This is a genomic window from Spirulina sp. CCNP1310 (assembly GCF_034932185.1).
Lineage (GTDB): Bacteria > Cyanobacteriota > Cyanobacteriia > Cyanobacteriales > Spirulinaceae > Spirulina.
The window spans coordinates 73,002-99,912 of sequence record NZ_JAYGHW010000066.1 but is presented as its reverse complement, the minus strand read 5'-3'; the positions used below and the strand labels follow the sequence as shown (position 1 = coordinate 99,912).

13 protein-coding genes are annotated in these 26,911 nt (G+C 51.1%); 2 read left to right on the top strand and 11 right to left on the bottom strand.

The genetic code is table 11. The features are described 5' to 3' along the window. Positions 1–82: 82 nt before the first annotated feature. Positions 83–3,616 carry an EAL domain-containing protein gene (locus VB712_RS11890; protein WP_323254924.1) on the bottom strand — a complete coding sequence of 1,178 codons (3,534 nt, stop codon included), beginning with the start codon at positions 3,614–3,616 and terminating at the stop codon, positions 83–85. A 215-nt stretch (positions 3,617–3,831) separates the two neighbouring features. Here VB712_RS11890 and VB712_RS11885 point away from each other — a divergent pair, with 215 nt between their 5' ends. Then, positions 3,832–4,728: a sugar ABC transporter permease gene (locus VB712_RS11885; RefSeq protein WP_323254922.1), complete on the top strand. Its 897-nt coding sequence runs from the start codon at positions 3,832–3,834 to the stop codon at positions 4,726–4,728. Positions 4,729–4,995: 267 nt separating this feature from the next. Continuing rightward, positions 4,996–6,714, top strand: coding sequence for an iron uptake porin (locus VB712_RS11880; protein WP_323254920.1), 1,719 nt, complete (start codon positions 4,996–4,998; stop codon positions 6,712–6,714). A 108-nt stretch (positions 6,715–6,822) separates the two neighbouring features. Here the strand turns inward: VB712_RS11880 and VB712_RS11875 are convergent, their stop codons facing one another. The 10 genes from VB712_RS11875 to VB712_RS11830 form a co-directional block, all read right to left on the bottom strand. Beyond that, positions 6,823–7,362: a peroxiredoxin family protein gene (locus tag VB712_RS11875; protein WP_323254918.1), complete on the bottom strand. Its 540-nt coding sequence runs from the start codon at positions 7,360–7,362 to the stop codon at positions 6,823–6,825. A 63-nt stretch (positions 7,363–7,425) separates the two neighbouring features. Continuing rightward, the gene (locus tag VB712_RS11870; RefSeq protein ID WP_323254916.1) at positions 7,426–9,087 is read right to left on the bottom strand and encodes an ABC transporter substrate-binding protein; all 1,662 of its coding nucleotides are present in this window, start codon (positions 9,085–9,087) and stop codon (positions 7,426–7,428) included. A gap of 167 nt (positions 9,088–9,254) precedes the next feature. Next, on the bottom strand, positions 9,255–12,509 hold the full coding sequence (locus tag VB712_RS11865) for a response regulator (RefSeq protein WP_323254914.1): 3,255 nt from the start codon (positions 12,507–12,509) through the stop codon (positions 9,255–9,257). 2 nt (positions 12,510–12,511) lie between these two features. After that, on the bottom strand, positions 12,512–12,943 hold the full coding sequence (locus VB712_RS11860) for a response regulator (RefSeq protein ID WP_323254912.1): 432 nt from the start codon (positions 12,941–12,943) through the stop codon (positions 12,512–12,514). 43 nt (positions 12,944–12,986) lie between these two features. Beyond that, positions 12,987–14,420, bottom strand: a complete 1,434-nt coding sequence (locus VB712_RS11855; protein ID WP_323254910.1) for a sensor histidine kinase — start codon at positions 14,418–14,420, stop codon at positions 12,987–12,989. A gap of 97 nt (positions 14,421–14,517) precedes the next feature. Next, positions 14,518–20,394, bottom strand: a complete 5,877-nt coding sequence (locus tag VB712_RS11850; protein WP_323254908.1) for a PAS domain S-box protein — start codon at positions 20,392–20,394, stop codon at positions 14,518–14,520. 251 nt (positions 20,395–20,645) lie between these two features. Further along, positions 20,646–22,385: an EAL domain-containing protein gene (locus VB712_RS11845; RefSeq protein ID WP_323254907.1), complete on the bottom strand. Its 1,740-nt coding sequence runs from the start codon at positions 22,383–22,385 to the stop codon at positions 20,646–20,648. A 147-nt stretch (positions 22,386–22,532) separates the two neighbouring features. Further along, positions 22,533–23,699 carry a hybrid sensor histidine kinase/response regulator gene (locus VB712_RS11840; RefSeq protein ID WP_323254905.1) on the bottom strand — a complete coding sequence of 389 codons (1,167 nt, stop codon included), beginning with the start codon at positions 23,697–23,699 and terminating at the stop codon, positions 22,533–22,535. A gap of 647 nt (positions 23,700–24,346) precedes the next feature. Next, positions 24,347–25,069: a PP2C family serine/threonine-protein phosphatase gene (locus VB712_RS11835; protein WP_323254903.1), complete on the bottom strand. Its 723-nt coding sequence runs from the start codon at positions 25,067–25,069 to the stop codon at positions 24,347–24,349. A 74-nt stretch (positions 25,070–25,143) separates the two neighbouring features. Further along, the gene (locus tag VB712_RS11830) at positions 25,144–26,889 is read right to left on the bottom strand and encodes an AarF/ABC1/UbiB kinase family protein (protein ID WP_323254901.1); all 1,746 of its coding nucleotides are present in this window, start codon (positions 26,887–26,889) and stop codon (positions 25,144–25,146) included. Positions 26,890–26,911: the final 22 nt, after the last annotated feature.

Genomic DNA, 26,911 nt, shown 5'->3' with positions numbered 1-26,911 from the left:
CCCACTCCCCCCTCCCCACTCCCCACTTCCCACCCCCCACTCCCCACTCCCCACTCCCCACTCCCCACTCCCCCCTCCCCCCTCAACCCAACCGCAACTCTCCCTGACGAATCCGTTCAATCATCGCGGCGGCGGTGAGGGGTTCCCCAAAATAGGGGCCTTGGGCGAATTCACAGCCGAGATCCTGGAGGGTGGCCACTTGGGGGGCGGTGGTGACGGTGGCGGCGATCGCCGCCATCCCCAACTGATGGGCGAGGAGGATTAAAATTCGCACGGTTTCCGCTGTTTTAGGGTTGTCTTCAATTTCGGCAATGAGAGCGGGGGCCAGTTTCAGGGTTTGAATGGGGCATTGATCTAAGCGGCTGAGGGTGGCGTGGCTGGTGCTGAAGTCGTGAATGCAGAGATGTAAACCGCGATCGCTCAACGCCAATAAACGTTCATTCCACACCTCTGGGGCAATACTCCACAGGCCTTCCGTCACTTCTAACCGCAGTTGGCTAGGGGGGACGGCGGTTTCTGTGCAGACGCGATCAATTTGATCAAGAAATTCAGGATGGAGCAGTTGGCGAGGGGAGCAATGGAGATGGATAAATAAGGGCTGGGTGAGTTCCCATTGTTGGCACTGTTGGCAGGCAGCTTGGATCATCCATTGGGCGATCGCCAACCCCTGGCCCGTTTCATCAACGGTGGTTAAAAATGCCAACGCCGGGATTAAACCCCGTTGGGGATGTTGCCAATAGGGGAGGGCTTCTAGGCCGACAATCCGCCGGGTGGCCAGGTCTAAAATCGGTTCATAATAGAGACAAAAGGCTTGGCTGGCTAAGGCTTGGCGGAGTTCTGTTTCGAGTTGCATCTGGCTGACAGCGTTTTGATGCATGGTGGGGGTAAACAGTTCGTAGCGGCCTTTGCCCCTCGCCTTGGCCTGATACAGCGCCGTATCCGCATCCCGCAACAACTCTTCAACGGTTTGATGGATGCCCACCCCTTGGAGGGGATGGACATTACGACTCAGGACAATGCCAATACTGGCTCCGGTAAACACCTGATAACCCTCCAACTCAAAGGGGGCATGGAGGGCGGTTTCAATGCGATCAGCAATGGCGGTGGCCGCATGGATGTCTTCAATGCCATCGAGAAGAATGGTAAATTCATCCCCCCCTAAACGAGCCACCATATCATGGTGACGCAGACATTGTTCAATGCGGCGGGCAATGGCGATCAGTAATTGATCCCCCACCAAATGCCCCAAACTATCGTTGACAATTTTGAACCGATCCAGGTCTAAAAATAACACCGCAAAATGATAGGGATGGGCGGCATCACTGGCTTGGCTACGGGCGATCGCCTCATTTAAACGCACCCGAAACAGCGCCCGATTCGGTAATTGGGTGAGGGGATCATAAAAGGCGCGGCGATGGAGTTCCGCCTCCACCTCTTTTTGATCCGTAATATCCATCACCATGCCTTCATAGCGGAGAATTTGCCCCGTTTCATCCCGCACCGCCCGCGCATTTTCCGCAATCCAAATCACCTGGCCATCGCGGCGATACACTTGCGATTCAAACCCCACCACCACGCCATGGTCGTCCATTAACTGTTGAAAGGCTAACCGCTGCTGTGGATCAACATAGAGTTGATGGCCAATATCGGTGAGGGAGGTGATCAGTTCAGCGGGGGAACTATAGCCGTAAATCCGGGCCAGGGAAGGGTTGGCGCTGAGATAATGGCCATCGGGGGAGGTTTGGAAAATTCCCTCTAGGGCATTTTCAAAAATACTGCGGTAGTTTTGCTCCGCTTCTGCGAGGGCTTGATGGGCCAGCTTCGTGGCGGTGACATCCCGCGCTACCCAAACAACGGTGCGATCAACGGTGGGGGAAATGGTGGCGGAAAACCAGTAGGTTTGGCCGCGCATTTCGAGGGCGTATTCGAGGTTGTGATGGGTTTCGTCAGTGGCGAGGACTTTGTGGATCGTGCTGAGAAACAGTTGGGCAATGTCCGGGGGGAAGATGTCCCCAATGCCATGGCCGAGGAGTTCTTCTGCCGGTCGATAGAGGAGTTGGGCATTGGTGGGGGCAATTTTTAAGTAGGTTCCCTGATGATCCAAGACCAGGATAATATCGGTCATCGCCGCAAAGAGGGCTTGCAGTTCGCTGAGATGAGAGTGCAAAGCCAATTCTGTTTGGCGGTGCTCGGTGATGTCGGAAATAAACCCTTCAATGGCCAGCAAGGTTCCGGTGGCATCGTAAACGCCATGGCCCTTTTCCCAAACCCATTTTTCCTGCCGCGTTTTGGTGATGATCCGATATTCCAAAACGTAGGGTTGACGGCGTTCGAGGTGGGTGCGCATCGTGGCCAGGACGCGGCCTAAATCTTCGGGGTGGATGACGCGATTAAAGGCATGGTCGGGGGCATCGACTAATTCCCGCACGGTGTAGCCGGTGAGGGCTTGACAGCCGGCGCTCATGTAGGTCATGGGCCACCCGTCTTCACTGGAGGCGCGAAAAAAGAGTCCGGGGACGGCATCGATGAGGCTGGTGAGTTGCCGCTGACTTTCTTCTAGGGCAGTGGCGATCGCCCCTGCGGCTTCGGTGGCCTGTTGTCGTTGGCGCATGGCCCCCAATTGGGTGGCGATCGCCCCCATCACATTCAAAAGGCGGCGATCGCGAACTTCCGCCCGGGTGGAAAAAAACACCAACACCGCCACCACATTTCCCTGAGCCATGATCGGCGTGCCAAACCCCGATTTAATCCCACATTCCTGAGCAAGGTGCGATCGTAAAAACGTCGGATCGAGGGTGACATCGGGGAACCATTGGGACTGTTGGGTCTCCCAGACCCGCCCCGGCAACCCCACCCCCGGCCCACAGCGAAAATCCACACTGGCCTCCCGGAACCGCTCCCCTTGGGCAGCGGGCAAACGACTATGCCACACCGGACTCAGCACCAAAACCTCCCCCCTCGGTTCAGGACACCACACCTCACCAATCACACAGTCCACCGTCGCACAGACCCGCATCACCACCCCCGCCAGAGCCGCCTCCCAATGGTCTGCGTTACTAATCACCTGGCTCAGTTCCTGGAGCAGTTGGCTTTCTTCCTCGGCGCGATGGGTAGGCTGTCGAGGCTCACGGTTCAGCCTCGTTAAGCGCCGCTGATGATCCTGTAACGCCTGCTCAATGGCACGGGGATAAGTGGTGTCATAAAACACCCCCAACACCCAGCCCTCTCCCCCCTGCTCAAACATTTGCAACGACACCACCCCGCAAATCCTTTGGCCGTCCTGTCGTCGCAGATGCAGTTCATAGTTAGGCAAAAAACGGTATTGCAACAAAGCCTGTTGAATCACCTGCCAAGCCACCGGATCAAAATAGTCATCAATACGCCGTGCTTGGCCCGGCTCAATGCCAAACATCTGTTCAAAATGTTCATTGGCATAGCCCACCTGACAATCAGCCATCCGCGCCACCACCATCGGCACAGGCATCGCCCGGAGTAAACAGAGGGCATGATCTAATCCGCCCACACCACAGGCAAACAGCTCACCCGTAGACAGTCCGCCGGGCTGAAACCGGGGAGTAGGGTCTGGTAAATTGGCAGCAAAATCTGAAGATGGCACAGTTCTCTACCCTAGACCAATGGCGAAGATGCACGGAGACAGTCTAAACAATGGGGCAACCGACCTGAAAACGGTAATTCGGTGCGCTAACGCGGCTCGCCCTCGTAACCCCTTAGCAATCTTAATCTGAGCACTGATGCCCCGAGTCTGTTGGTATCCTAACATCAAACTGCGTCTCAATGCAGAACCATTCTATCCTCTTCCTGAACAAGACAATGCCCCTGCCTTCACCTTTCCGTTCCCCCCGTTGGACTCCTTATCTTTTCCTCTTTCCCGCCCTTTTCATCCTCAGCTTGACCGTATTTTTACCGGCTATCCAAGCATTTTCCCTCAGTTTCACCCGCTATGGCTATGATCTCACCCAACCGCCCAGTTGGATTGGCTGGCAAAACTTCCAACGCCTCAGTCAAGATCCCGTCTTTTGGAAAACCCTAGGGAATACACTGATCTATCTAATGGGAGTCGTTCCCATTTTAGTGATCTTCCCCCTCGGTTTAGCGATTTTAGTCAATCAAAAACTCAGGGGAATTCACTGGTTTCGCATGGCTTTTTATGCCCCAGTGGTGATCTCCATGGTCGTGGCCGGCATCGCCTGGAATGCCCTCTATGCCTCCAATGGCCTGATTAATCAATGTTTGCAATTTCTCGGTTTTGCCCAAGGGATTCCCTGGCTCACTGACCCCCATTGGTCGATATGGAGTGTAATGGTTGTTACCATTTGGAAAGGATTAGGGTATTACATGGTGATTTATCTGGCGGGATTGCAAAGTATTCCCCTGGATCTTTACGAAGCCGCAGCCCTTGATGGCTCAACCGGCTGGCAAAAACATTGGGATATTACCATTCCCCTAATGCGCCCTTATTGGGTATTGGTGGCGGTTATTTCTGCCATTTCGGCTACCAAAGTTTTTGAAGAAATTTACATCATGACCCAAGGGGGGCCCCTCAATAGCTCGAAAACCGTGGTCTACTATCTCTATGAGCAAGCCTTTCAGAATTTAGAGATTAGTTACGCCTGCACCATCGGTTTAGCCTTGTTCCTCGTGATCTTTACCCTGTCGTTGCTGAATCTCAGGCTGACTCAAGGGGGTAGCGCCTGGCAAAAGCTCTAGCCCTGAGGGGGAAAACCCCACGGCCCTAAGGGAGGAGAAATCCTGCCACCGAAAGGCAAAATTGCTATAATGCCCCCCGAGGTTCACAAATGGAGCAATCAATTCAATTTCAGTAAATTTCAGCGTGAATGTCGCAAAATCATCCGAATTTTGGTTAAAATTGCTGATGTGACTGCTGCTAACTCTGCTAAGGTATGGTAGTCTGACAGACTACGGTGTCCATTGAACTGCCGTAAACATTGACTGAAGGTGTGAGGATAAACAACCATGGCTAAAAACTTTTTTAAGTTGAACCGCGTTAGCCCCGCATTGCTCGGCTTGGCGATCGCCCTTGCCACCGCAACGGGTGCAGCCGCCCAAACGGCTCCCAATGCTGAAGTATTGGATCAAATCAACCGCTACGGCACAGAAGACAGCAATGGCAGCCTCGGCCAAGGGGTTCCCGGTGCAGCACAGTTCTCCGATGTCTCCCCCAACGATTGGGCATTCCAAGCCTTAGACGATTTAGTCCGTCGCTATGACTGCTTAAAAGGCTATCCCAACGGCACCTACCGGGGTAACCGCTCCCTGACCCGCTACGAATTTGCCGCTGGTTTAAACGCCTGCTTACAACAAATCGAGCGTTTGATCGCCGCTTCCACCGCTGATTTCGTGACCCGCTCCGATCTCGAAGCGCTCCAACGCCTCATCCAAGAATTTGAAGCCGAATTGGCTACCCTCGGAACCCGCGTCGATGCCCTCGAAGGCCGCGTCGCCTTCCTGGAAGATCACCAATTCTCCACCACCACCAAACTGGACGGGGAAGCAATCTTCGCCCTCACCAGCGACTTCAGCAGCAACGAAGATGCCGCTGATGCGTTTAACAGTGTTACTGATGCAGTGTTTGGCAACCGGGTGCGCCTCGAACTGAACACCAGCTTTACCGGTGAAGACCGCTTAGTGACTCGCTTGGCCGCCGGTAACTTGGGCGTGCTTCCCACCGTTGGGGAAGTTACTGGTTTTGAAGGACGACAAACCTTCAACAGTCCCGACAACGGCAACAATGTTGAAGTGGATTGGTTGGCTTACTACTTCCCCTTCCAAAATTCCCGCGCCTATGTGGCTGCCACTGGCGGTGCGTGGGATGACTTTGCCCCCACGCTGAACCCCTACTTTGATGACAATGACGGCGGTAACGGCGCATTGTCCACCTTTGCATCCCGTAACCCGATCTACCGCATTGGTGGCGGTACGGGGGCGGCGATTAGCTTAGGGTTCACCCCGATTGAAAGCATCCTTGGCCCCAGCACCCTCACTTTGGGTTACTTGGCGGGTCAAGCCTCCACCCCCAGCCGTGGCTTGGTCAATAGTGACTACGCGATGTTGGGTCAAATCAATGCCAACATTAGCGATCGCTTTGGTTTAGGTCTCACCTACGTCCACGCTTACCACTCTGGCCAAAGCCCCATCTTCGGATCGGGTGCTGCCAATGCTGCCGGTGATCCTTTGAATGGGCTAGTGGGAACCGCCTTAGCCAATAATCCTATCGGTGCAGCCGCAACCTTTGGGGCGGCAGGTACAGCCTTCGAGAGCCGAGGCATTTCCAGTAACTCCTACGGTGTATCCGTTGCCCTTCGCCCCAGTGATGCCATTTCCTTCAGTGGCTTTGCCACCCTCACCCAAGCCCGCTTAATCAGCCGGGGTGATGCAGATATTTGGACGTTTGGGGCTGGTTTGGCCTTCCCCGACTTGGGTAAAGAAGGCAGTGTCCTCGGTTTGTTCGGTGGCGCACAGCCCACGCTCCGGGGTCTCGAAGGGGTGAACGCGAATAACACCGCCTTCCGCAAGGATTTTTCCTGGCACTTAGAAGCCTTCTACAAATACCAAATCAGCGACAACATCAGCATCACCCCCGGTGTGATCTGGTTGACAGATCCCAACCAACAACTGGGTGGCACGGGTAGCGATGCCATCATCGGAACCCTCCGCACCACGTTCTCCTTCTAGGAATTGGTGATGATCGGATTCTGTTAAAAGTAAAAAACCTCCCTGTTTCAGGGGGGTTTTTCTTTGATGGGTAGGGGCGAAAAATTTTTCGTCCCTACAGGTTAGTCGTTATTTCCCTTGGCAGATTTGCAATAACTTATCGACGGAGGCGTTGGGTTCTAGGAATGAAAAGCGGTGCTGATAAGCGAGTCGCCCTTCCCGATCCATAAGTAACTGGGCTGGGAGTGGCGCACCCAGGGCTTGCCCTGTGCCGTAGAGCCGAAATACATCGCAACTGGGATTACTCAACAGCGGCATTTTCAACCCCAAATCCGCCACGACTCGCTGACTTTGACGGCTATCGGTGCTGGCAATCATCAACACCCCGATCCCCTGCCCTGTAAATTCTTCATACCGTTGATTCAGTTCCACAATATGGGGATAACAGAGGGGGCAATAGTGGTTTTCCGTGAAGATGCGCGTAAAGGCTAATAAGACCGGACTTTGGCCGATAAAACTAGAAAGCTTGACGGTGGTGCGATGGGTGGCATCGGGTAGGAGAAAGTCCGGCAACTTTTGGCCCCGTTGTAATGCGGGTTGAGCGGGGAGGGGGAGCAGGTTTTGCCAAAAGCGGGGGGCGAAGAGGCCTTGAAGTTTAAGGGCTTGCATGGGGGATGGCGGGTGAGAAGAATCGGAAGCCCCTTACCCACCTGGGGAGAGGGGCTGTGAGGGCTATTTACCCAAGAGCCAGAAGGGGATAGTTTGGCTGGGGTTCATCGCTAACCCTTTGACTTCGTTGCGGGCAAAGAGATATTCTTTCGTTTGCCAGAGGGGGATATAGGGGAGATCATCAGCGAGTTTTTGTTGAATTTCACGGATGATACCTTGGCGGGCTTCGGGGTTGGTTTCCTTGCGTTGGGCTTCGATCAGTTCATTCATGGCTTCGCTGTAGTAAAACGAGCCTTGGTTTTGGGCAGCCCCCTGGGAACAACCGCCGACTTCACTGCCTTGGCTACAACTGAGGAAGGGGTGAAGGTAGTTATCGGGATCGAGAAAATCCGGATACCAATTGACTAAGGCAGCGGGATAAACCCCTTCGCGAATATTTTTAAAAAATGATGCACCATCAACGGTGTTAGGTTCAAAGGTGAGCGCCCCTTCCAGTTCTTGCTCCGCTAAGGCTTGGAGGGTTTGGGCAACGAGTGATCGCGGTGTGGAGGCACTGGGAAACCAAATGGGAATCACGGCGGGGTTTGTGGCAGAAAATCCCGCTTCATTGAGGATTTCCTTGGCTTTTGCACCGTCGGGTTCGCCGTAGTTATTTTGCAGGGCTGGCTCGTAGTAGTCGCTGAGGGCGGTGGGAATGAGGCTATAGACAGGTTCGGCTTGGCCTTGGAAAACCCGCTCGGTAATCAGAGCGCGATCGACAAGATGGGCGATCGCCTGACGCACCGGCAATTGATCCAGGGGGGCCTGGTTCTGATTCAACACCATATAGTTAACCGCCGTACCGGGGGCTTCGAGCATCTGCCAATCCCCCTTTTCTGCACCGCTGATTAAATTGGTGATTTGTTCGGGATCGAGGGCTTGATAGGCGAGATCCACCGCGCCGGTAGTGAAGGAATTGAACAGGTTAGCGGCGTTATCGGTGTAGATTTGCACATCTACGCCTTTATTTTTGGGTTTATCACCCCAATAGTTAGGATTAGCTTCTAGGTGGAGGGTATCGCTATTAAATTCGGTGAGGGTGTAGGGGCCAGTTCCCACAAACTGATTGGGGTTAAAGCTACCATCGCCAATTTCGTAGGCAGCGGGGGAAACGGGGCAAATCCCGGCAAAGGCGAGGAGGGCGGTAAAGCCCGCAAAGGGTTGTTGGAGGGTGATGGTAAGTTCGTATTCCCCAGTGGCTTGGGCTTCGAGGACAATATCGTTGAGTAAAAAGGCCGGTTTACCACCGTTATTCATAAAGCGATCAATGGAAAATTTCATCGCTTCGGCATTAAAAGGCGTGCCATCGTGGAATTCTACGCCTTCCCGCAGGGGAATGATATAGGTGAGGCCATCCTCGCTGATGGCAGGCATCGCGGTGGCAAGGTGGGGAACGAGGTCGGTGGTGCCGGGGGTGTAGGTGTAGAGCGTGTCCCCCAGGTTATAAATCATATCAATGCCGGCCATTTCATAACTGTCGGCGGGGTCAAGGGTACGGGGGCGGACGGTGGTTCCGTAGATAATGCGATCGCTCGGTGTACTAGAAGGGGTAACAGTGGAGCTGGGGGTGGTTTGGTTGGTTTGGGGGTTACAGCCGACAATCAGGGCGGCACAGAGGGAGAAGAGGGTGAAAAATTGGGCAAAAACTCGCCAAAAGCGGGGCAAGGTGCGGTGAAAATGAATCATTTTGGTTTGAGCGGGTTTCCTTTGGTTCCCGATTGTACTGTGAATTTTGGGCAATGGCGGCTTCCCGATCGTTAGATAACATGAGCTAAAGGATTAAGTTCTGCAATCCCTAAACGCAAGGGGTCTGTCTCTAGAGCTTGACTTCGAGAACTAGCTGCTTTTGCCATTCAGCCCCGACCACGAGAATGGGGGGCTTGCTCGCAGATTCCTAGTAAGTTGAGGATCATTTGGGCGAGTTCTTTGAGGCGGACGGGTTTGCTGAGGTATTGGTTCGCTCCGGCGGCAAGACAGCGATCGCGATCGCTCTCCATCGCTAAGGCGGTTAACGCAATAATCGGCGTTGTGGTTAACCCCGACAACCGGCGAATTTGTTTCATCGCTTCTAAACCATCCATGCCCGGCATTTGAATATCCATTAAGATCAAATCTGGTGCGAATCGGATTGCCCGATCAATCGCTTCCTGACCATTTTTAGCCACCTCAATCCGATAGCCTTTCGCTTTTAAATAACTGCAAATCGTGCTGATATTCGCTTCATTATCTTCCGCCAATAACAGCAAAGGCCCATCCGCAATCGGATGATCAAATAAATCGTGATGACCGTTGACATTAAGGCTCGTATGCTGCTTTGAAAAAACCGGGGTTTCCTGATAGGGTAAATCAATCATAAAGCAACTGCCCACCCCTTCTTCACTGGTTAAACTCACCCGCCCACCGTGAAGTTCAATGATTTGTTTCGTCAAGGCTAACCCTAACCCTGTCCCTTGATATTGGCGATTCAGGGCGCTATCAATTTGCATAAAGGGTTGAAACAAATTTTTCATGTGTTTGGGGCTAATACCAATGCCGGTATCAATCACGGAAAACCGAAGATAGTGGGTTTGCTCCTCTGATTCAGCAGGAGGGAGGGAGTTTACCTCTAGCGTGATCTGTCCCCCTTCATGGGTAAATTTCACAGCATTATTGAGTAGATTAATCAGCACTTGACGGATGCGCCGTTCATCGAGCATGATATCAGGTAAATTCAAAGGAAGATTGACGGAAAGTTGAATCCGTTTTTTCAAGGCTTGCTGTTTGATAAATGTGACACTCGATTGACAGAGGGGCGCAATGGCTGTGGGGGAGCAATCTAACTCCATTTGACCGGATTCAATTTTAGCGACATCTAAAATATCATTAATTAATTCCAACAAGTGAAAAGCACTGCGCTCCACAGTTTGTAAGGCTTTGATTTGTGGGTCATTCAAGGGGCCGAAAATTTCCTCTTGGAGTCCTTCGGTCATGCCTAAAATGGCATTGAGGGGGGTGCGCAGTTCATGGCTCATATTCGCGAGAAACTCATCCTTGAGGCGGGTGGCGCGGATCAGTTCCTCGTTAGTGGCTTGGAGTTGGGCTTGGGCGATTTTGCGATCGGTGATGTCTTCGGCAATCCCCGCCACCCGATAGATCTGACCTTGGGCATTGGGGATGGGGAAGGCGCGATCGCGAATCCAGCGAATTTCCCCATTGAGGCGCACAATCCGGTATTCCTGATCAAATTTTCCTTCGATTTGTTGGGGAAGCGCAGCGATCACACCCTCGCGATCCTCCGGATGAATCGCCTCCAACCAAATATCGGGAGAAATATAAATTTCATCTAATTCTCGTCCCCAAATCCGGGCATAGGCGGGGCTGACATAGACTCGTTCCGTGCGATCCACTTCAATAATCCAAAACACCGCATCCACCACCTGAGCCAACTGCCGGAATTTTTCTTCACTTTCTTGAAGAGCATGTTCAGCCTCTTTGCGATCTGTAATATCCTGGAAAGTGCCAACAACACCGACAACATTGCCAAATAAATCCCGCAGCGGCAACTTATTGATCTCTAGCCAGTGCAATTTTTGATCAGGAAAAATTGTATTGTCCATCATGCCAATCATCGGTAAGTTCGACTCAATTACTTGACGATCAATGGCCCGATAAGTCAGGGCTTCTCGCTCATGATATAAATCAAAGTCATTTTTACCTACCACATCTTGAGGATCATCTAACCCTAAACTCTGAGCAAATTGGTAATTACAGCCCACATATTCAAGAGCACAATCTTTCCAAAAAACCGCGAGAGGAAAAGTATCCAGTACCGTTTGTAAAAACTGTTGAGAGGCCCGTAGTTGTTTTTCCGCATCTTCCCGTTGTCGCAGGGCCGCCTGCTGTGCGCTAATATCTATATTCACCCCGGTCATCGCCAGAGGATGACCGGCTTCATCCCGGACTAATACCCCATAGGTTTTGAGGTGGCGCATTGTGCCATTGGGTAGGATAATCCGAAATTCAGCATTGTATTCTTGCCCACTATTGAGGATGCTCCCCAGGCCCTCAACCAAGTATTGTAGATCCTCCGGATGGACATATTTCTGCCATTGCTCATAGGTAATCTGATGCTCTGGGGGGAGATCGTAAAATTCTCGCATCCGTTCATCCCAGATCAGCGTATTATCTTCTAATTGCCACGTCCAACACCCCATAGATGCTGATTTTAAAGCGAGGGTAAGGCGTTCGGAGAGCTTTTGTAATTCGGCTTCCCGTTTTTGAAGTTCGGCGGTGCGTTGGGCAACCTTGTTTTCTAATTCTTGGTTGAGGTGATAAAGTTGGCGCTCGGCTTGCTTGCGTTCCCGCAGGGCTGCTTGGCGTTGGGTAATATCCCGCACCATAAATAACACCTCATCCTCCCCACTTTTCACCACCCGGACTTCTTCATCTTGGCGGCAATTGTTGATCCAAAGGGTTTGCTCATAGATTTGCAATTCCCCCGTGGCTAAGGCTTGCTGAAGGTAGTAAAGTTGGCGCTCCGCTAAATCCGGCGGCAGCATATCAATCATTAATTTCCCAGTGGAATCAATGTTGGTCGGCACGATATCTCCGCAACGATCAGCGGTGATAAAACCACGATAAACCCCGTCGGCCCCCACCCGAAACATTAAATCAGGAATTGCCATCAACATCGCCCGACTACGCTCTTGGCTCTCCCGCAGGGCTTGGTCTGCCTGGCGACGCTCATGGCGGATTTGGGCTTCCCGCACTTCCCGACGCACCGCTTCCGGAAGCCGAGCTAAGTTGCCTTTCATAATGTAGTCGGTGGCTCCGGCTTTCATCATTTCAACGGCTAACTTTTCGCCAATGGTTCCCGATACGACTAAAAAAGGAATATCCTGTTGGCTTTCCTTGAGGATGGCTAAGGCGCTGGGGGCATCAAAACCGGGAAGGTTATAATCGGAGATAATCACATCCCAAGCTTGTTGGGAGAGGGCATTCCGAAGGGCTTCAGCGGTTTGTACCCGTTCCCAGGTCAGCCTAAACCCATTGCGCTGCAAGACCCGCAGTAATAACTGGGCATCATCATCTGAGTCTTCGATTAATAACAGATGTAGTGCTTCCGGCATAATTATTCCCTGGGTTCATCTTCGGGTATGGATTCGTTGATTAAGGCCCAATACAATCCTAATTGGGAAACAGCTTGGGCAAATTGCTCAAAATCAACGGGTTTGCGGACATAACTATTGGCTCCTAAATTATAGCTTTCAATAATGTCTCTTTCTTCGCTGGATGAGGTTAAAACCACGACAGGTAAGGTTTTAAACCGGGGTTCGGCTCGCAGTCTCCGTAAAACATCTAAGCCATTTAGCTTAGGCAGTTTTAAGTCTAATAGCACCACTGTTGGTAAGGGCTGAGTGCTAAAAATTAAATCTAACGCTTCTTCACCGTTGCGGGCAATTAAAATGGGGTTGGTGACTTTGCTGCGACGGAGCGATCGCAATGTTAATCGTTCATCGTCGGGGTTATCTTCGACAAGAATAATCGGGCGGGGAGAAACCATGGGGGGAATGTTTAATGGTGCTTAGGCAAGGAAAACTTTGCTATTAGGGAATCGTAAAGTAAAACGTTGCACCTTGCTCTACGGCTCCCTCAGCCCAGATTTTCCCCCCATGGCGATGGATAATCCGTTGGACGGTGGCTAAACCGATGCCTGTACCGGAGAAATCAACGGTATTATGGAGCCGTTGAAACACACCAAAAAGCATTTTGGCATATTTCATATCAAACCCTGCTCCATCATCACGAACAAAATAAACGGGGGTTTTTTCCCCTGGCATCATTCCCAATTCAATGCGGGCATTGGGGTGATGGCTGGTGAATTTCCAGGCATTGTCCAGTAAGTTGGTTAACATGATCGCCATCAAAGTGGGATCTGCCGTCACCTTCAAATCCGGCGCAATGATCACCTCCACCAATCTTTGGGGATCTTGAATGCGCAAATCCCGGATCAAGTTGGTGGCTAAGGTGGTGAGGTTGATCCATTGGGGTTTCAGGTCAGAACGGGAAACCCGTGATAGGGAGAGGAGATCATCAATGAGGTTACTCATGCGCCCGACGTTATAGCGGATACGCTCGAAATAATCCCGGGCAATGTCGTCAAATAAGTCGCCATAGTCCTCTAGGAGGGCTTGGCTAAAGCCGTCAATAGCTCGCAGGGGGGCGCGAAGATCGTGGGAGACGGAATAGGCAAAGGCTTCGAGTTCTTGATTGGAGGCAGCTAATTGCTGGCTGATTTTCAAAAGGTCGGCTTCGTGGGTTTTGCGCTCGGTAATATCTAAGACCGTACCGACTAGACTGATAACGTTGCCTTTGGCATCCTGAATTGGTTCGCCCCTGGCTTGGATGTAGGTATAGGGGCCGTCGGGATGACAGACGCGGCATTCTAAATCGTAGGGTTTGCCGGTGGCGATCGCCGCCTCCACCACTTGATCATGAACAATCTGATCCTCCGGATGATAAATTTCCAAAAGTTCCTCATAACTCGGCATTCCCAGGGCAATATCGCGGCCTAAGAGCCGAAACACCTCATCAGACCAAGCAATCGCTCCGGTCGCCACATCAAACTCCCAACTGCCCAGATGGGCAATCCGTTGGGCTGTGGCGAGATGAGCTTCCCGTTTTTTTAACTCCTGCTCAATCTGCTGTCGTTCGGTCACATCCTGGGCTGTAGCATAGATCAAAGAGCCGTAGGGTTGGATGTACCACTCTAGATAACGATAACCACCATCGGCACAGCGATAGCGATTGATAAAACCTTCCAGTTTTTCCTGTTCCTTCAGGTGCTCAAGGGCGGCTAGGGTGGCGGCTTGGTCTTCAGGATGGACAAAATCTAAACAGGATTGCCCTTCAAGGTCGGCGGTCGGATAACCCAAAATGACTTCCCAGGCACGATTAACTCGGATAAATCGCCCTTGGAGATCGGTAATACAGAGCAGATTGAGGGCTAACTCAAAAAACGGTTCAAGATTGGATTGCATACCTAAACGGGGATAAGGGGTGAATGAAAAGATCACGGAGATTCAAGCATTGGGCAGTGGGATCAGACTGCGTACAGAATTATTTGTACCTCTGTTTTTAAGATGTGATTAGCTCTTGAATGGCGAGAGCTAATTGTTTTAACTTTACCGGCTTACTCAAGTATTGATTCGCCCCAGCCGCGAAACAGCGATCGCGATCACTGTCCATCGCTAAAGCTGTCAAAGCAATGATGGGCGTTGACGCTAGATCGGTGATTTTACGGATTTGTTGAATGGCTTGCAAGCCATCCATACCGGGCATTTGAACATCCATCAAAATCAAATCCGGGGCTAAAACAATGGCCTGATCAATGGCATCCTGACCATTTTTCACCACTTCAATGTGATAACCCTTGGCGGTTAAATAGCTGGAAATGGTGCTAATATTCGCTTCATTGTCTTCCGCCAACAACAACACCGGGACACGCCCTACCGGAGATTTTGCTTCTAAAGCAGGGGAATCAGTGGAATTTTGCGATGTAATGGGTGCAGAAAGTACGACAGAAGCCTGATAGGGGAGATCAATAGTGAAACAACTCCCTGTCCCCACTTCACTGGTTACGCCGACTTGGCCACCATGGAGTTCAACAATCTGTTTCGTGAGGGCTAAACCTAAGCCTGTGCCTTGATATTGGCGGTTGAGGGCGCTGTCAATTTGAATAAAGGGTTGAAACAGTTTTTTCAAATTTTCCCCACTAATGCCAATGCCTGTATCGCTGATGGCAAAGCGCAGATCAGGGGTTGCATTTTGTGCTGGGGGGGTTAGGGTGACAGCTAAGGTGATGCATCCCCCTGGGGGGGTAAATTTAACGGCATTATTGAGGAGGTTAATTAACACCTGACGAATGCGGCGCTCATCAAGGACAATATCCGGCAAATGGGCAGGCAAATTGACCACCAATTGAATCTGCTTTTTGAGGGCCTGTTGTTTCACAAAGGTGATGCTAGATTGACACAGGGGCGCGACGGCCGTTGGCGCACATTCTAACTCCACTTGCCCGGATTCAATTTTGGCCACATCTAAAATATCGTTAATCAATGCCAGCAAATGGCAACCACTCCTTTCAATGGTGTTTAAGGCTTTGACTTGGCCACTGTTAACGGCTCCAAACACCCCTTCTTGTAATCCTTCAGTCATGCCAAGAATGGCATTGAGAGGGGTGCGCAGTTCGTGGCTCATATTGGCCAGAAATTCATCTTTGAGGCGGGTGGCGCGGATCAGTTCTTGATTACGTTGGGTGAGTTGGGTTTGGGCTTGTTGGCGTTCGCTGAGTTCCTGTTGTAATTGCTCAAAGAGGTGGGATTGTTGGATGGCGATCGCCAATTGATTGGCAATTTGCTGTAATAGTTGGGCTTCGGATTCTTGCCAGACCCGTTGTTGATGGCAAGCGTGAACCACCAGCACCCCCCAGAGTTTGTTATTCGTCCTGGGGGCAACCCAGCGATGATCTTCGCTACTGTGCAATTCTTGGAGAATGGGGGCGATAATTTTCGATTGAATCTGGCCCGCTTGGGAATATTCCCGCAAGCAATCCGTCCAGCGGTCATCCATCACATCGGGGACAATCCGAGGTTGCCCCTGCCAATAATGTTCGAGAACCTCTTGGGGCCAGCTTTCATCCTCCCAATTCATGGTTTTGAGGCTGGGCAGGTCAGCACCGACGGCTTCGGCGACAATGGCACTGTGGCCATCGGTGCAAACCTGAAAGACAATGACGCGATCGCTCTGCAAAAGCTCCTGTACCTGTTGGGTGGCGATCGCCAAAATTTCCGGCAAATCGAGAGACTGGCGAATCTGCCGCAAAATCAGTTCTAAAGCCGTTTGTTGCCGCAGTTGTTGGGCAATCAGGGCTTCAGCCTGTTGCCGCATTCGATCCAAACGGTAGCCTTCAATCAAATTACTACAGGTGGTTAAAAAGGGCTGAAGCTGTTCGATCAAATCCGGATCATAGCCCCCTGGACGATTGGCAATGCCCACCATGCCGATCAATTCATTGCCTTTAAAAAAGGGAATGCCTAAAAAAGCATTCAGGGGGGGATGTCCCTTGGGAATGCCTCCACGACGGGGATCGGTGGGGGCATGATTGGCAATCACAGGTTTTCCCGTCAAAATAACCGCACCAAAGAGGGTTTTGAGGTTGGTGAACTGCATCCCTGATTGATAATTATCTTGATAAAATTTCTCTGTTTCCGCATCCCAAGCAATGTTAGTAATGCTATGGCTTTGTAGATAGGGAACGCCACGAATTTTAAGCAAGTTTTCTTCGATGTAGGCAGTACCATTGCCCCGAAATAACACCTCGCCAATAAATCCATACTCACTATTGGTTAATTCCAACAGGCTATTTAATAACCCTTCAAAAATCGTGAGGCGATTGGCGGCGGTAATAAATTGAGCCTGGGCATGGGTAATGGTGGAGAGGAGAGAATTGCTATCGGCGAGATCCAGTTCTACTTTTTTGCGGGTGGTAATATCAAATTGTACCGATAGGAAGCGTGTAGGTTGACCTTGGGCATTGAGAAAAGGAATGATTGTGGAATCTACCCAGTAAATTTCGCCATTTTTGGTGCGGTTGCAAATTTCATCCCGCCAAACGCGACCGGCTAAAATCGTTGTCCACATTTGGGCAAAAAATTGCTGGGGATGATGGTCAGAATTGACGATATGGGGGCTTTTTCCGAAAATTTCCTCATAGCTATAGCCAGAAATCGATTCAAACCGTTCATTGACATAGAGAATCCCGCCTTTAATATCTGTGGTGAGGACAATGGCGGATTGATCTAAGGCAAATTTAAACGACTCCAGTTCTTGAAGCAGTTTTTGCCGTTCGAGTTCGTTGTTTTTGCGATCGCTAATATCCGTATGCGTGCCAATAAACCGTAGGGGTTTCCCCGTTGCATCCCTTTCGACAATGCGCCCCTGGGCTAAAATCCAACGATAGGAATCATCTTTACAGCGGAGACGATGCTCATTGCGATAAACTTCGGTTTGCCCTTGGATATGCTGCTCCACATCTTGGTAGGTATGGGCTAAGTCATCGGGGTGAATGCGGCTTTCCCACTCGGTGAAGTGGTTGGCTAGTTCATGCTCGCCATAGCCCAACATCCCTTTCCACTGTTTATTAAACCACAGGGCATTGTTCTCCATATTCCAATCCCAGAGGCCAGTATTGGAGGATTCCAACGCCAGTTCTAAACGCAGTTGACTTTCTTGCAGTGCATTTTCATAGCGTTTGTGATCACTGATATCGACCACAACACAAACACAGGTTTCCTCCTCATCGGAAAGCATGGCAACCCCCAACAATACTGGCACAGGATGCCCATCTTTATGGATATAAATCTTTTCAAAAGGTTGAATGGAATGATAGGTCATCAGATGATAGATGGCTTCAATATCCTGTTGTTGATATTCTGGGGGGGTCAAGTTTGCCCAGTTTAATTGCCCCGATTCCATCTCTTCACGGCTATAGCCCAACATCTCTAAAAAGCGATCATTCGCATCGGTGACTTCACCGGAAAAATTAGTGAACATCATCCCCACGACATCCGATGCAAAAACACGCCGAAAACGGGTTTCGCTCTCTTTTAATTCCAGTTGGGCTTGGTGCATACGGGTCACATCCAAATTCACGCCAATGATGCTTTGGGGATTCCCCGCTGCATCCTGTACGAGCATCCCATAGGCGCGAATATAGTGGAGGCTACCATCGGGATGGATGACGCGAAATTCGCAGTCGTATTCGGCTTCTCTGGCCACGGTTTGCTGAAGGAGGGTTTCGATTTGGGGGCGATCCTCCGGGTGAACACCATTGGCCCAAACGTCATAGGGAACCATGGCTTGCCCCTGATATTCAACGCCATAGAGGCAGTACATTCGCTCATCCCAGGTAATCCGATTTTGGGCAATATCCCAATCCCAACAGCCAATGGAGCCAGAGGAGAGGGCAATGCTTAACCGTTGGGAGAGTTTGGCTAATTCTGCTTCCGCTGCTTGGCGGGCGGTGATATCCCGGAAGATGCCTTGTACCACGGTGGTATCCCCGACGGTAATGATCGTTCCGGAGAGATCGACGGGGATTTGATGACCATCGGCGTGGAGAATGTGGGCATTGAGGAGGGTGCGGTGCTGCTCTTTGGTGATCAGTTTTTCAAAGGCTTTAGTCATCCGCTCCAACTCTTCGGGGGGATAGAGTTGGGCGTAGTGGAGTTGGGTGAGGGCTTGGCGGGAGTAGCCGAATAGTTCTTCGGCGGCGGTGTTGGCTTCGATGATCTGGCCGGCGGGGGTGGCCAGGAGAATGGCATCGCTGGCCCCTTCCATGAGGGCGCGATAGCGGGCTTCGAGTTCGGCATTGAGTTGGGCGAGTTCCTGTTGGGCCCGGTGGCGATCGCGAATTTCTGCTTGCAGTTGTTGGTGATGGGTGGCCTGTTGGAGGGCAATGCCCAACTGGATGGAGAGCGATCGCATCAGTTCAATTTCGCTGGTTTGCCAATTGCGGGGTTGGCTTTCAGTGACATTCAACAGGCCCCAAGGCTCTCCCTCACAGAATAAGGGGACTAAAATTTTGGCGCGGGTGTGAATCCGGATCAACATCTCGCGATGCTCATCGGACATTTGGGTGCTGTAGATATCAGGAACAACCCGCACCGCCCCCTGGCGATCCACATCGACCTGGATTTCTTGAACACAACTATCAGTAATCTGCTCGCCGATCAGGGAATGTTCAGAATGGGTGGATTCCGCCACGATCCAGGCGGTGCCATCGGGATCCAACCGCCAGATATTGACGCGATCGCACCCCAGGATTTGCCAGACTTGCTGGACGGTGGTGTCTAAAATCACCTGGACATCCAGGGAGGCCAAAATTTGCGCCGCTAACCGGGCCATGAGGCGATCGCGCTCCGCCTGCACCTGCATCACCGCTGTCCGTTCCGCCACCTGCTGCTCTAGCTCGGCGGCTCGGATTTCCAAAAGGGAAATGCGTTCTGCCTCTAGGCGTGTCACCTTTTGCTCCAGCACTTCCGCCAAATGGTAAAGTTCCAAGGGGTTAAAGGCTTTTAACATACTGGTTTGGGTGACAATCCCCAACAACTCCCCCTGCTCTCCCGCCACAATCATGCGGCGAATCCGGTGTTTTTCCATGATTTGCTGCACCGTCCAGAGGGATTCCTGGGGAGAAATCGTAAACACCGGGCTACTCATGACGGTTCTCGCTGGGGTGGCGGTCAAGCTCAGGCCCAAGGCCTGAAACTGGACGAGATCTCGCTCGGTTAACAGTCCGATGGCCCGCTCAAAAGGGGCATCGGCACGGCCACCCGGTAGCGTAATCACCACAGAACTCACCCGCCGCTCCGCCATCAAGCGGGCAATCTCCAGCATTGATTGCTCCGGCCCCGCCGTCAGGACGCGATCGCTCATCACCTCCTCCACAGAACGCAACCGCAACAGATCAATGGGGCGCGTCTGTTGCCGGAGGCTTTCATGGGTCACGATCCCGATCAGGCGATTATCCCGATCAACAATCGGTAAATGGCGAATCTGATGACGCTTGAGGAGGGCGATCGTGCTAAACAAATCGGTAATTTCCGATTCACAGCAGGTGATCACCGGCTGCACCATCACCTCCCCCACCGCCAAACGATCTAAGGGATATTGCTGGGCGCTGAGGCGCACCACATCCCGCTCCGTGAGGATGCCACAGACCCGATCTTCCTCCACCACAATCACCACACAACTAGCCCGGGCTTCGAGGGAGAGACTATTCTCGGACTGGCGATCGCTCTGGCATTGGGTATGCACGGCCCCCATCAGGGCGATCGCCTCCCGTACAGAAGTTTCTGCCGTCACCATCAGGGGATGGGGCAGAATCGCGCCTTTTAGTTCCAGTAAACTAAGATCAAGATTGGGAAAATTCACAGGAGTACCGCCATCCATAGGCAACAACAACGGGGAGTTAAGATCAAGCTGCCAAGCCTCAGAAATTGTGGTCTAGAATCCCAAAAGATAAACAAGGCGAGGACTAAAGTTATCACGACTAATGCTCGTAGTCATGGCTTCAGTTGTTAGCTTACGCTGGGTTTAATTACTGACAATCCTAGCCATTATTGAACTGAGGTTCTCTGTAATTCCTCCTCTTGAAATTTGCCCGTGATGATCATCACCTCAAATCTCACAGCTTATCTTCACTATTTTAGCCTAGGGTTTAGGAATTGATCCTCAATTTCTGCCGCACTCAGGGGTTTTGCAAAGAGATAGCCTTGGCCAAACTCACAATCGAGATGCTGGAGCCAAGCTAACTGGGCCTGAGTTTCAATGCCCTCGGCAATCACCGCTAGCCCCAACTGTTGAGCCAGGGTGATAATTGTTTCCACTACTTGATGGGGAGGGTTCGTCACGCCACTGGTGGGATTAATCGCATTAATGAAGGAGCGGTCAATTTTTAGGGCATCCACGGGAAAACGGTGTAAATACCCCAGGGATGAATAGCCTGTGCCAAAATCATCAATACTTATTTGTAAACCCCGCGATCGCAGGGACTGGGTGAGGGCGATCGCCATTTCCGCATTGTCCATAATCGCGCTTTCCGTGATTTCCAGCTTTAAAACAGCCGGATTCACCCCGGTCTCCGCCAAAATTTGCTCCACATCAGCGAGCAATGTGGGGGAAGCAAATTGGCGCACCGAAAGATTGACACTCATTGTCAATTCTGGCCAGCCGCGACGATGCCACTGTTGCAACTGCTCGCAGGCTTGGCGCAACACCCACAGCCCCACGGAGACAATTAACCCCGTCATCTCCATCGAGGGGATAAATTCCGCCGGAGAGACCAAGCCTCGGCTAGGGTGTCGCCAGCGAATTAAGGCCTCAAACCCCGCCAGTTTTTCACTGCTTAAATCGAGAATCGGCTGATAGTAAACCGTAAAATCCGATTGCTTAAAGGCCAGTTGCAAATCATTTTCTAGGGTCAATCTTTGCAACATAGCTACATGCATTTGCGGGTCAAAAATTTGATAGCTGCTTTTGCCCCGCAACTTGGCCTGATACATGGCGGTATCAGCATCTTGAAAAAGCTGCTCTCCATCCTGATTGAGGCGGGTTGTTTTCGCCAAACCAATGCTAACGGTGATAAAAATTTCACAGCTTTCCACCCAAAAAGGCGCAGTGAAGCAGGCTAACATCCGCGCTACTAAAACCTCTAGTTGCTCATCGCGATCCACATTTTCAATTAGGATCGAAAACTCATCCCCCCCGGTGCGCCCCAGTAATTGCCCTGGGGAAAGTTGACGATTGAGACGTTGGGCGATCGCCCGCAACAACTGATCCCCCACCTGATGCCCAAAGGAGCCATTCACTAACTTAAACTGATCACAATCCAGCGTGATCAATCCCCAGGGCAATGGCTTAATTTCCTGCCGTTGCTCAAACATTTGCAGCAATCCCGCTCGACTGGGCAATGCCGTCAGGGCATCTTGAAAAATCATCTGCCGCAGTTGTGTCGTGCGCTGCTGCACAATCGCCTCTAAGCGGTTATTAAACTCCTCAAGTTGTTGATATTGCTGGCGAATGCGGAGCATAGAGCGAACCCTTGCCGTCAGTTCCATCCGATTCACCGGCTTACTGATAAAATCATCAGCCCCAGCACTAATACATTCCACTAAATCCGCTTTGGTCGTCAGCGCTGTTACGACAATAATTGGCACCGATTGCCACCGCTCCATTGCCTTTAACCGCCGACAACATTCGATGCCATCCAACCCCGGCATCATCACATCCAGCACAATTAAATCCGGCTTAAAGATATCTAAAGATTGCAAAGCATCTTGGCCATTGGAAGCATAATGAAGCTGATATTTTTCATTAGCTAAAAATGTTTCAATAACATCAAAGTTATTTGGCTCATCATCAACAACTAGAATTGAAAACATAACCTCAAATCCTTAACTGAACCGAATTTTTAACTCAATCAACTATCCTCCAAGATCTGATTATTGCTAATCGAGATGGAGATCACCCTGATCATGATTGATGATAATGGGCTTGGGTTTTGAATCCCATCGAACAATTTTCAATGTTTACCTTGATTCATGAGGCTCCACCCATAGCGGCAAGATCACTTCCACCTGTGTTTCCTGATTATAAACACTGGTGATTTTTAACGCTCCTCCCACTTTTTCAATAATTTTATTGACAATTTTCAACCCTAAGCCTACCCCCTGCTGCTCATAAAATTTACGCTCAAACTGCATGAAAGCCCCCACTTTATGCAATTGCTCCTCCGTCATGCCCCGACCAAAGTCGTGAACTAAAAAAACAAAGCGATCCTCCTGGATCTTGCCCTGGACTTTGATCGCTGTGCCGGGTTGAGAAAATTTAATGGCATTGTCAATAAGTTCATGAAGGATTGTCATGAGATAGCGTTCACTCATGGCCAGTTCTGCATCGGTGAGTTGCAGGATGAGATCTTCTTGACGATTGGCTTTGCTGGCAATGGTGGTTAAAAAGGCTTCGATCCTGTCAGCACAAAAATCCGTCTGCTCTGCTTCTAAGCTGTAGGGATAGGTTGGCTCTTGACGATGGGCCATCAATTCCAATTCCAGATAGATCAAAAACTTTTTGGTCAGTTTTTCTAAGCGCAGGGCTGACTCTTCCGCATAACCGATCAATTCCTGCAATTCTTCAATGGGCATGGTGGCTAAATCTTCTTTGATTAAGCCAATCATGCCTAACATGCCGTTGAGGGGCGTATTTAGCTCATGGGAGAGGCTAGAGGCTAAATTGCCCCGGAGTTCACTTAAACTACTTTCGAGAAGGTGAATGGTATTGTTTTGGACATTGGCAAGGTTTTGAATATTGTCATACTGCTGTTTAATTCGTAACATGGAATGAATGCGGGCCCGCAGTTCTAAGGCGTTGACGGGTTTGCTAATAAAATCGTCGGCCCCGGCGGTTAAACAGGCGGCTAAATCGGATTTGGCGGTGAGGGCTGTCACCATGATGATGGGGACGGCCTGCCACTGGGCCATGGCACGAATCTGCCGACAAACTTCAATGCCATCGATGCCGGGCATCATCACATCGAGGAGGATGAGGTCGGGGTTAAAGGTTTCCAGGGTGGCGATCGCCCCTGCCCCGCTAGCGGCATAATGTAATTGATAATTCTGTTCAGTTAGGAAGGTTTCAATAACGTCAAAGTTATTGGGTTCATCATCAACAACGAGAATAGAAGGAATATTGACCATGTTGCTCCTTTGACATCCTCTCCACGTTCATCAAAAATGATCGGATGCGTGAAGATCCATTGCTTCGGCTGCCTCAAGGATGTCCTGCTGTCAAGCTATTTCGCTGGACTTCAGCCATAGCTTTGGCGAGACCATCTCCACAGGCATTGTTGAGCACCCCGTAAATAACTCAGTTGGGGGGGAGAGCGTACTGTTGAGACAGTCAGTGTCTTGCTCCTGTTTCAGGGTTGTGCTGAACCAGTTGTTCCCTTTACTCAGTATGCATCCTGATGCTGCCCGATTAATGAAAAGGTTAATTCTACGATACGTCGTATTTTAATGCAATCAGGGAATAATATGGCATTAGGATCATTCAGATGGTGTAGCCTTTCAGTGATGTAGTGGCGCAAAATTTTCCGCCCCTACGCAGATCAACATACAGCCGGATTTCATCTCCTGTTATTCCCGAAGGTTAGGGCTGATGAGCACAAAGTAGGGGTAATAGAGGAACAATGCTGTGATCAAAATCACGGCTGATCCCTTCCGTGAGCCTGCATAACCCCTTGAAAAAACTGCATCCCCTCCCCATTCCTCAAGAAAATGGGCAGGGGATGCAGGCTAAAGCGAGATGCAATCAAAAATTTTCTGAAGATCGGGCCCAATGGCCCCTAATCTTCATCGACGAGCACAATGGTGATATTGTCTGAGCCACCATTGTTTTTTGCCACTTCTACTAAGGTTTGGATCGCCACTTCCCCATCGGCCTCCGCGAGCAGGTGTTGAAAAATTTCCTCATTATCCACTTCTTCCGTGAGGCCATCACTACACAGGAGACAGCGATCGCCTGATTGAATATCCACCTTTTGAATATCGAGGCGTTGCAGATCCCGTCGCCCTAAACATTGAGAAAGCACGTGTCGCCAAGGGTGATTGCGGGCATCTTCTGGGGACAGATCTCCCATTTTCATCGCCCGCGCCACCCAAGTTTGATCTTCGGTGATCTGCTCTAAGATTTCGCCCCGGAGCCGATAAAAGCGGGAATCGCCAATGTGACCGCACCAAGGTTCTTCATCCCGAAAGAGCAAGACCACCACCGTTGTACCCATATCCGCCCGCTCCGGGTGGGCATCTTGGTCATCAAGAATGTCTTGATTGGCTTCCCAGATGGCTTTTTGGAGGAGTTCATCGGAGCCGATTTCCGCATCCCAATTTTCATCGAGATACGTTCTAATCGTTGTGGTGGCAATGCGGCTGGCCTCTTGACCCCCGGCATGGCCCCCCATTCCATCGGCCACAATACAAAACCGGCCATCGGGATCGATGTAAAAATCATCTTGATTCACCGAGCGGAGAATGCCGGTATCTGTAATGCCTTTAAAACGACGTGCCATATCTCCTGTGTTGCTGCTAAGTAATGAATATTTGGCTCTCTGTGATTTTAGTCTGATTAGCGGATAGCGGCACGTTATGGTAAGCGATCGTAACGATTGATTTGCCGCATCAGGCGCAGGAGGATGATGGCCATGGCTCCGGCGGCGATCGCCGCCAAGATCGCCAGCGTCACTTTGCTATTGACAATCAAAATCGTACCGCAAACCAAAAAACCCACCAACAAAATCGAGTAATTGGTCAGCATCTGCACCATGCCCAAACGGCGGAGAATGCGATCGGATTCGCTCGATCGCACCCGCACGCGAATATCACCGCGATCAAGCTTCTCAATCGTATCCTCAATGCGGCGGGGCAACCCCAGAGCAGTGCTACTCACTTGGGCCGCCTGCCGCCCCAACTCATCAAGGATGCTATTGCCATTACTAGAATTATTCGTCATCAGATCCATTGCAAAGGGTTGAGCCACTTCCATAAAGCTAAATTCAGGATCCAGGCCCTTGCCCACCCCTTCGAGGGTGGAAAAAGCCCGCATCACGAAGGTGAACGTCGCAGGAAAGCGAAAGGGTTGATCGTAGGCGATTTCATAGAGGTCATCACTAATGGCCGTCACGGACTGCTCCTCAAAGGGCTTATCCATGAAGTTATCGAGCATATACTGCACCGAACGGCGCACCGGCCCCATATCCCCTGTGGGTTGTAATGCCCCCAGATTGATTAAAGAATTGATGACGCGATCGCCATTTTTCTCAGCAATGCCAAAGAGCGTTTCCATCAACCCCGATCGCACATTGGCGGTAATCCGCCCCATCATCCCAAAATCATAGAAAATCATCGCCCCATCGGGAGCAACGGCAATATTGCCCGGATGGGGATCAGCATGGAAAAAACCATTATTGAGCAACTGCTCTAGATAAGCCTCCGCCCCCTGACGGGCCAGGCGTTTGCGATCCAAACCGGCGGCCTCCAACGCCTCATAATGGCTAATCTTAATCCCCGGCACATATTCCAGCGTCAGCACCCTAGGGGACGTGTAACGCCAATACACTTTGGGGACGCGCACCCAATCAAAATCACGAAAATGCCGCCGGAATGTATCAGCATTCTGCCCTTCGAGTAAATAATCCGTTTCTTCCCAAAGAATCCGGCAACATTCCTCATAAATCCCCAACCAATCCCGGCCCCGACCCCAACGGGGATGATTTTGGAAATATTGGGTAATCCGCCGCAGGATGGCCAGATCAATGGTGAACAGTTGTTTTAACCCCGGTCGCTGTACCTTCACCACCACATCCTCGCCATTGTGGAGTTGGGCGCGATGGACTTGCCCCAAACTCGCAGCGGCTAGGGGCGTGGGATCGAAGCTGGCAAACAGTTCCGTCAACGATTTGCCCGTATCGCTTTCAATAATTTCCTTGACGCGATCGAAGGAAAAAGCAGGAACCCGGTCTTGAAGCTTGGTCAATTCCGCCACATATTCCACCGGGAACAGATCCCCACGGGTGGAAAACAGTTGCCCCACTTTAATAAATGTGGGCCCGAGTTCGAGAATGTTTTCCCGCACCCAGACGGCTTGTTTTTGGCGGCGTTTGCGCCGTTTTTCCTCGCTATAGCCACCGGGATAGCTCCACTTTTTCGCATCCCACCACAGTTCAGCCACGAAGGTGAAGACAAATCGCCAGATATCAGTGCGCCGCCGGAGGGGGGAATAGTGGTCACGGTTCCACTGATAACGTGCCTTGCCGATTTCCATGGCGGTGGGCATTTCCTCGGTGGAGGGGTTGGGGGAATAGGAGAGGGAGGTTTGAGACAGAGCAGACACGCGGTTTTATGAAAGGGGTTTA